General features: G+C 68.9%; 9 protein-coding genes. 7 read left to right on the top strand and 2 right to left on the bottom strand.

The genetic code is table 11. The features are described from left to right. Window positions 1-480: 480 nt before the first annotated feature. Window positions 481-1,353 (bottom strand): N-formylglutamate amidohydrolase, encoded by an 873-nt coding sequence (locus AC1RWI_RS37320; protein ID WP_043344817.1) that lies wholly within the window; start codon window positions 1,351-1,353, stop codon window positions 481-483. A gap of 12 nt (window positions 1,354-1,365) precedes the next feature. Next, window positions 1,366-2,349 (bottom strand): tripartite tricarboxylate transporter substrate binding protein BugE, encoded by a 984-nt coding sequence (locus AC1RWI_RS37315; protein WP_492870818.1) that lies wholly within the window; start codon window positions 2,347-2,349, stop codon window positions 1,366-1,368. A gap of 178 nt (window positions 2,350-2,527) precedes the next feature. On the opposite strand from AC1RWI_RS37315, the gene gcvA reads away from it, so the two are divergent. The 7 genes from gcvA to AC1RWI_RS37280 form a co-directional block, all read left to right on the top strand. Then, complete coding sequence (gene gcvA, locus AC1RWI_RS37310) at window positions 2,528-3,430, top strand: transcriptional regulator GcvA (RefSeq protein ID WP_043344822.1); 903 nt, start codon at window positions 2,528-2,530, stop codon at window positions 3,428-3,430. A 152-nt stretch (window positions 3,431-3,582) separates the two neighbouring features. After that, window positions 3,583-3,888: a YXWGXW repeat-containing protein gene (locus tag AC1RWI_RS37305; RefSeq protein ID WP_492870817.1), complete on the top strand. Its 306-nt coding sequence runs from the start codon at window positions 3,583-3,585 to the stop codon at window positions 3,886-3,888. Window positions 3,889-4,128: 240 nt separating this feature from the next. Then, entirely contained in the window at window positions 4,129-4,689 is a 561-nt protein-coding gene (locus AC1RWI_RS37300; RefSeq protein WP_492870816.1) for an RNA polymerase sigma factor, read from the top strand. Beyond that, window positions 4,686-5,084: a hypothetical protein gene (locus AC1RWI_RS37295; protein WP_492870815.1), complete on the top strand. Its 399-nt coding sequence runs from the start codon at window positions 4,686-4,688 to the stop codon at window positions 5,082-5,084. Before AC1RWI_RS37300 ends, AC1RWI_RS37295 begins: the two co-directional genes overlap by 4 nt. Next, window positions 5,081-5,566 (top strand): periplasmic heavy metal sensor, encoded by a 486-nt coding sequence (locus AC1RWI_RS37290; RefSeq protein WP_492870814.1) that lies wholly within the window; start codon window positions 5,081-5,083, stop codon window positions 5,564-5,566. The genes AC1RWI_RS37295 and AC1RWI_RS37290 overlap by 4 nt, the downstream gene beginning before the upstream one ends. An 82-nt stretch (window positions 5,567-5,648) precedes the next feature. Beyond that, window positions 5,649-7,034, top strand: a complete 1,386-nt coding sequence (locus AC1RWI_RS37285; RefSeq protein WP_492870813.1) for a DUF1800 domain-containing protein — start codon at window positions 5,649-5,651, stop codon at window positions 7,032-7,034. A 5-nt stretch (window positions 7,035-7,039) separates the two neighbouring features. After that, window positions 7,040-8,169: DUF1501 domain-containing protein (locus tag AC1RWI_RS37280; protein WP_492870812.1), on the top strand; the 1,130-nt coding region annotated here is incomplete at its 3' end.

Below are 8,169 nucleotides of genomic sequence, written 5' to 3'. Positions count from 1 at the left end.
GGCGCGGAGCTGGCAGCGGCTGCCGGCGTGGCGATGCCGGGGGACATCACGGCGTCGCGATCATTGAGCGGGGTATCGGCGCAGCCCACCAGGGCGATCGCACCTGCCACTGCAGCAGCGAGCGCACACAGCCGGCTGCTGAGGAGGTCAGAGATTCGTCGGATCACGGGATCGTCTTGCTTTGGAGCGTAAGGGGTTGGCAAAGGTCTGCCATGATAGAGGAAACCCATGCGGCAAAGTTCCGAAATCTCCTGACTTAAGGGTTCTACCCGAAGGGAACGCATGCGGGATGTGCAGCAGAGTGCAGCGCAGGGCAGTGTTTTGCCCGGCGGCACGGGCCGCCCGGGGATGGCGGCGCGAAGCGTGATGCACGAGTGAGATACGTGTGAGGCAAGAGCGGGTGCCGGTTGGGCCCGCCACGCAATGCGCGGCGGGCCTCCCGGTGTTCAATGCCCTCAAATGCGAAAACGCCGAACCCGCTCAGATTGTCTTGACGAAGGTCTTGAGGTCGTCCAGCAGCGCGTTGAGGTCTGCCTTCAGCTTGCCGAAGCCCGCGTTGTGCACCAGGCCGACTTCGTCCATGTACAGCTTGCGGTTGATCTCAAGCTGCAGGCTGTGGCGCTTTTGCGCCGGCTGGCCCACCACGCGCACGATTTCCACGCCCTTGTAGGGGTGGTTGCGCCAGACGTCGTAGCCCATCTCCTTGAGCACGCCTTCCACGCGGTCCGTGAAGCGCGTGTCGCAGGTGGTGCCGTCGCGGTCGCCCACCACGAAGTCCGGATGCTGCAGCCCGGGATGCTCGGTGGCGTACTGCGCCGCCTGGCTGGGCATCGAGTGGCAGTTGATGTGCCAGGCGCTGCCGTGCGTGGCGATGGCCTGGTCGGCCAGCTTTTGCAGTTGCGCGTAGTAGGGCAGGTAGTACTGCGTAATGCGCGCCTGCACCTCGGCCACGCTCAGCTTGCGGTCGTAGATGGCCTCGCCGGTATCCAGCACGCGCCACACCAGGCCCTTGCCAAGACGGGTCTTGGAGGTTTCCTGGCGCGGGCCGGGCCAGGGCGCGTCGAGCACGGCTTCGTCGATTTCCTCGATGCCGCGGTTGGCATCGAGGTAGCTGCGCGGAAAGCCCGCGCACAGCAGCGCAATGCCGCGTGCGGGAGCGTCGGCGTACAGCTCGTCGACGAAGGTGTCTTCGGCCTGGCGCAGCAGCGGCAAGGGCAAGCCGGCCGCCGGCCGGAAATCAGCCGGGTAGCTGGTGGCGCTATGCGGCGAATCGAGAAAGAGCGGGCTGCTCTCGCCTTGCGGCAGTTGCAGGAGGTAAGGGCTGAGCCCGGTCTTTCGGTCTGCTTCCGTCATGATGTGCGTCGTTTAATCCAGGGTGATCTTGGCTGCTGCGGCGATGCGCTTGTTCTTCGCCACTTCGGACTTGATCTGCGCGGCGAACTGCGCCGGCGTGTTGCCAACCGGCACCGCGCCCAGCTTCTCCAGCTTAGCCTTTACTTCGGGCAGCGCCAGTACCTTGACGGCGGCGTCGTGCAGCTTGGCTTGCACGTCGGCGGGCAGGTTGGCTGGCGCGATCAGGCCAAACCAGGCGGCGTCGTTGACTTCAGGCAGGCCGAGTTCGGCAAACGTCGGCACGTTGGGCAGGGCCGGCACGCGCTTGGGCGAGGCCACAGCCAGGGCGCGCAGCTTGCCGCCTTCGATGAACGGCAGCGACGACGGCAGGTTGTCGAACAGCACCTGCACCTGGTTGGCCAGCGCATCGTTGAGCGCCGGGCCCACGCCCTTGTACGGCACGTGCAGCAGCTCGGTCTTGCTGCTCATCTTGAACAGCTCGCCCATCATGTGCGAGACGCTGCCGTTGCCGGCCGAGCCGTAGGCCATCTTGTTCGGCTGGGCCTTGGCCAGCGCGATGAAGGCCTTCATGTCGTTGGCCTTCACCGCCGGGTTGATGCTCATCACGTTAGGCACCGAAGCCAGGTTGGTGATGGTGGTGAAGTCCTTGGTGGCGTCGTACGACAGGCGCGGGTACACGGCCGGGTTGATGCCGTGCGTGGAAGCGGTGGCGATGCCCAGGGTGTAGCCGTCCGGCGCGGCCTTGGCCAGGTAACCGGTACCGATGCTGCCGCCGGCGCCTCCGCGGTTGTCCACCACCACGGTCTGGCCCAGTTGCTGGCCGAGCTTGTCGGCCACGATGCGCGCCACGATGTCGGTGGTGCCACCTGCCGGGAACGGCACAACCAGCGAGATCGGCTTGGTCGGGTACGTGCCCTGGGCAGCGGCCGACAGCGACAGGCCGGCGGCGGCGCCAGTGGCGGCGGCAAGGAGGCGGAGCATGTTACGGCGTTGCATGGTTCGGTTCCTGAATGGAGGGAGGGGAGAAGGAGAGAAGGAAAGCGGTGAAAGCGGTGAAAGCGGTGAAAGCGGGGAAAAGAAAGGCTTCCCTGATTCTGCTTGTTCGTGCAGGCACACCGCAAACGAAATAAAATCGTGCGATCATTCCGTTTGGTAGTGAAGTAAGGGGTTATCTATGCGACGCTTATGTCCGTCGCTGACTGAATTGCAGGCCTTCGAGGCCGCCGCACGCTACAACAGCTTCACCACCGCAGCGCGGGAGCTTCACGTCACCCAGGGTGCCGTGAGCAAGCAGGTGCGCAGCCTGGAGGCCTTCCTTGGCGTGGAACTGTTCGAGCGCGTGCGCCAGCGCCTGATGCTGACCGATGCCGGCCAGCGCTACCTGGACCGCATCCGCCCGAGCCTGACCGAGATCGAGGCTGCCACGGTGGAACTGATCGCCAAGCAGGGCCGCGGCGGCACCCTGCATATCGCCAGCATGCCCACGCTGGGCGCCAAATGGCTGATTCCGCGCTTGCCGCAATTCTTCGAGAAGCATCCCGACGTCAGCCTTGAATTCGTGCCGCACGCGCAGGGCTACGATTTTTCCCAGCCCGACCTTGATGCCGCCATCCGCTTCGGCGACGGTATGTGGCCTGGCAGCCTGGCCGACTACATGACTGGCCGCGAAGTGCTGCCCGTGTGCCGCCCGGCCCTGCTGGCCGGCGAGCCGGAAGGCATGGCGCGCGCGCCCTCGGCGCTGCTGCGTTTTCCCCTGCTGCATCACACCACCGTACCCGAAGCCTGGCCTGACTGGTTCGCCGAGCTTGGCGTGGCGAACCGCAAGGCTTGGAGCGGTGCGCGCTTCGACCAGTTCTCGCTGCTGACGCAGGCTGCGATGTCGGGGCTTGGCATCGCGCTGATCCCGCGCTGCCTGATCGAGGAGGAACTCGCCACCGGCGTGCTGGTGGTGGCGCATCCGGCGCGGGTGCTGAGCAAGAAGGGCTACTACCTTTGCTATCCCGAGCAGAAACAGCATCTGCCGGCGCTGCAGACCTTCCGCCAGTGGGTGATGGAAGGCGTCGATGTGGTGGCGTGAGCCGCGCGCCGACGCTGTAATCAAAACTTACGCTTTTCCGCGACGGTTTTTTCCGCCCGCCTGCGTTTAAGAGACATGACAGACATGACGAGCCTGCGCGCAAACCGCGTCAGGCTGTGGATTGTGGACTGGAGCTTCTCATGCGCAGATCAATGTCCCTCTCATCTAGCCTTGCCCGCCTGGGCGTCGCCGTGACGGCGGCGTTCGCGCTGGCGCCAGCATTCGCACAAACCATCGTGATCGCACCCACGGCGCCCCCGCCGATGCGCCAGGAGGTCCTGCCGCCCGCGCGTGGCGGCTATGTCTGGGATCCGGGCCACTGGCGATGGCGCAATGGCGCCTACGTCTGGGTGGGCGGCCATTGGCGCCCGGCCAGGGCGGGCTACCGCTGGGTGCCGGGGCATTGGGTGGCGCGTGGCCCGCAATGGCGCTGGGTCGAAGGGCATTGGGCGCCATGAGCGGCATGGCATTCGTCAAGCGCGATGGCAGTCACTACAGCAAGGGGTAACCGATGAAAAGCCTTCTGATCGCGGCGCTTGTCGCCGCCACCTTGTCTGGCTGTGTGATCGTGCCGGCCCGACCCGCTTATTACCACTATCGCGCGCCGGTCTTTGTGTACTGACGAGGCAAGCCGTGCCCGCCCCAAGGGGGGGCGCGGCTTGCGAGAAGGACGAACCGGCAACGCGGAACCATACCCATTGAGCGACACAGATCCGGACGATGCGCTGCTGGCGCGGATCGGCAGGCATGATGCAGCCGCGGTACGCGAGATGGTCGCGCGCAAGCTGCCGCGCGTGCTGGCGCTGGCTACGCGCATGCTGGGCGACCGCGGCGAAGCGCAAGACGTGGCGCAGGAAGTCTTCATGCGGTTGTGGAAGCAGGCCGCGCGCTGGCAACCCGGCCGGGCGCGCTTTGACACCTGGCTGCATCGTGTGGCGCTGAACCTTTGCTACGACCGCTTGCGCGGCGCGCGCGAGCAGGCCATGGAGCCGGTGCCCGAGCAGGCGGCGCCCGGGGCCGGGCCCGAGGAAGCGCTGGATGCGGCGGCGCAGGGCGCGCGCGTAGGCGCGGCGCTGGCGAAGCTGCCCGCGCGCCAGCGCGAGGCGCTGGTGCTGCAGTATTACCAGGAGTTGCCTAATGGCGAGGCCGCCGCGTTGATGGGCATCAGTATCGAGGCGCTGGAAAGCTTGCTCGCTCGCGCACGCCGTAACCTGCGCGATTTGCTCATGCAAGACGGCCATCATGAGGATTTGCGATGACACCCGAGAGATTTCGCGCACTGACCGAGAGCTATGGTGCCGATCCGGCACGCTGGCCCGAAGGGGAGCGCACCGCGGGCCAGGCCATGGCTGCCGCGCCCGGGCATCGCGGCGCGCTGGCCGAAGCGGCTGCGCTCGACCGCTTGCTGGCCGCGCATCAGGTGGCCGCCCCGGAGGCGGCGTTGCAGCGCCGCATTGTGGCGAGCGCGCCCGCGCCGCGCGCGCCGTGGTGGTGGTCCGGGCTGGGCCTGGCCGGCGTCGGCCTGGCCGGCACCTTGGCGGGCGCGTTGCTGGTCTCGGCCGTGCTGGCCACGGTGCCGGCGCCGGCCGCTGTCGATCTGCCCTACGCCTCGACCGGCTTCGGTGGCATGGCGCATAACGGGAGCGAGGAATGAACGAGCGTACGCCGAAGCGGCTCAAGGTGGCGCTGGCGGTTTCCGTGCTGGTCAACGTATTCCTGCTGGGCGCGATTGGCGGCGGCGGCTATCGCTGGTACGCCGTGGAGCGCCAGGCGGCCGCGCAGCCGCGCGGCCTGCGTTTCGCCGCCGATGGGCTGGCGGCCGAGCAGCGCAGGCAATACCTGCAAGGCTTGCGCGCCGCACGCCGTGCCGCGGCGTCGGACGTGGACGCCGCGCGCGACGGACGCCACCAGGTGGAGCAATTGCTGCGGCAGCCGCAGTTCGAGCGCGACGCGCTGGCGGCGGCATTGGCCCGCACGCGCGAGGCCGATGCCGCGGTGCGTGCCCGCCTGGAAAGCAGCGTGGTGGATTTCGCCGCCACGCTGTCGCCCGAGCAGAGACAGACGCTGGCCGATGCACTGGTCCAGCGCGGCCCGCTGCGCACCGGCCAGGCGCGGCCTGCGAAGGCGGCGCCATGATGCGGCGATCGACCACGACAGCAATGGCCATTGCCGTGGCAATGGCGACAAAGCCAACAGGCACTTCCCAGGGGAGCAACGCATGACAAACACCGCCATGACGGCCGCGGCTGTCGCGGTCAACCGGTTCGGGCTGGGCGCGCGCCCGGACGAGCCGCTGCCAGCCGATCCGCGTGGCTGGCTGCTGGGCCAGTTCGAGCACTACGAGGCCAGGCCCGCGGCCTGGAGCGCGCAGCCGGGCACGGCCGCGCTGGCCGGCGAGTTTGGCGCCCAGCAGCGCGAGGTGCGCCAGGCGCAGGCCGATGCGAAGACCGCGGCGCGCCAGCAATTGCAGCGCGAGACGCGCGAGGCCTATCGCGATGCCGTCGACGCGCGCGTGACCAGTGCGCTGGTCACGCAAGCGCCGTTCGTCGAGCGGCTGGTGCATTTCTGGTCCAACCACTTTGCGGTGTCGGTGGAGAAACCGGCCGTCGCCGCGCTGGCCGGCGCCTTCGAGGCCGAGGCGATCCGTCCCCACGTGCTCGGACGCTTCGAGGACATGCTGGTCGCGGTGGAGCGCCATCCCGCCATGCAGGTCTTCCTGGACCAGGTCCGCTCGATCGGCCCCGACAGCATGGCCGCGCGGGTGGCTGCGCAGCGCGCACCCGAGCGCCAGCTCGGATTGAACGAAAACCTCGCGCGCGAAATCATGGAACTGCATACGCTCGGCGTGCGCAGCGGCTACCAGCAGGCCGACGTGACCGAGTTCGCGCGTGCGCTGACCGGCTGGAGCATCGGCGGCCTGGGCGCGCGCGACGACGGCGAGCCCGGGCGCTTCCAGTTCCGCGCGCGCGTGCATGAGCCTGGCACCCGCACTATCCTCGGCCGCAGCTACCCGCAGCAGGGCGAGGCGCAGGCGCTGGCCGTGCTGCATGACCTTGCGCAGAGCGAGGCCACGGCCAATCACCTGGCCACCAAGCTGGTGCGCCACTTCGTTGCCGATGCGCCGCCGCCCGCGCTGGTGGCGCGCTTGTCGCAGGCGTACCTGCGTAGCGGTGGCGCGCTGCCCGAGATGTACCGCGCGCTGGTGCAGTCGCCCGAGGCCTGGGCCAGCGAGCCGGCAAAATTCAAGACGCCGTGGGAGTGGACCCTTTCATCCCTGCGCGGGTTGGGTCTGCGCGAGGCCGGCGCTCTGCACTTCGCGCCCATGCTGACCCAGCTCGGACAGCCGGTCTGGCGGCCGGGCTCGCCGGCGGGCTACGACGACATTGCCGCAAGCTGGGCCGCGCCCGATGCGCTGGTGCGCCGGGTTGAGCTGGCGCAGCGGCTGGCGGCGCGCGTCGGCGACCGGATCGACGCGCGCGAGCTCGGCCCCAAGCTGCTTGCGGGCACGTTGTCGGCACCCGCCGCTGCCGCCATCGCGCGTGCCGAAAGCGCGCAGACCGCACTGGCCTTGCTGCTGGTGTCGCCCGATTTCCAACGGAGGTGATTGCCATGTTTTCCCGCCGAGATTTCCTCCGCGTGACGGGCGGCGCTGCCGCCATGCTTGCGTTGCCGCGCCTCACGCTCGCCAGCGTCGATTCCGATCGCCGCTTCGTCTTCGTCATCCAGCGCGGCGCCGCCGATGGCCTGAACACGGTCATTCCCTACGCCGATCCTGGTTACGCCCGCCTGCGTGGCGCGCTGGCCATCGACACGGCGCAAGCCACCAAGCTCGATGGCACGTTCGCGCTGCATCCCGCGCTGACGGAAACGGCGCGGATGTACACCGCCGGGCAGGCGCTGTTCGTGCAGGCAGTGGCATCGCCCTACCGCGAGCGTTCGCACTTCGACGGCCAGAACGTGCTGGAGACCGGCGGCGCCGCGCCTTACCAGGTGAAGGATGGCTGGATGAACCGGCTGGTGAGCCTGCTGCCCAAGCGGCCCGAGAATGCCATCGCCTTCGCACCCACGGTGCCGGCGGCGCTGCGCGGCCCGGTGGAGGTCGGCTCCTATGCGCCATCGGCACTGCCGTCAGCGCCTGATGACCTGCTCGCACGCGTCGGGCAGCTCTACGAGATGGATCCGCAGTTGCATCCGCTCTGGAACGCGGCCATGCAGGCACGCGGGCTGGCAGGCGACGCCGGTGCGCGCCAGGACCCGGCCAGCCTTGGGCGTCTCGCCGCGGGCTTCCTGGCGCGCGCGGACGGGCCGCGCATTGCCATGATCGAGACCGGCGGCTGGGATACGCACAGTGCGCAAGCGCCACGCCTGGCGGCTCGCCTGAAGGCCTTGGACACCATGCTGGCAGCACTGCGCGACGGGCTGGGCCCGGCGTGGGAGCGCACCACCGTGCTGGTGGCCACGGAGTTCGGGCGCACCGCCGCTGCCAACGGCACCGGCGGCACCGGCGGCACCGATCACGGCACCGGCGCGGCGGCGATGTTGCTGGGCGGCGGGGTCAGAGGCGGGCGCGTGCTGGCCGACTGGCCGGGGCTGGCGCAGGGATCGCTTTACCAGGGGCGCGACCTGGCGCCGACCACGGAACTGGATGGGTTGATCGCCGCGGCGGCGGCACAGAGCTTCGGGCTGGATAGCGAGCGCGTGGCGCGCACGCTGTTCGGGCGCGGGCGGGGGAGTGGGGG

This window comes from Cupriavidus sp. MPR-AND1C (assembly GCF_058809705.1).
This window is presented reverse-complemented; position numbering and strand designations above follow the sequence as displayed.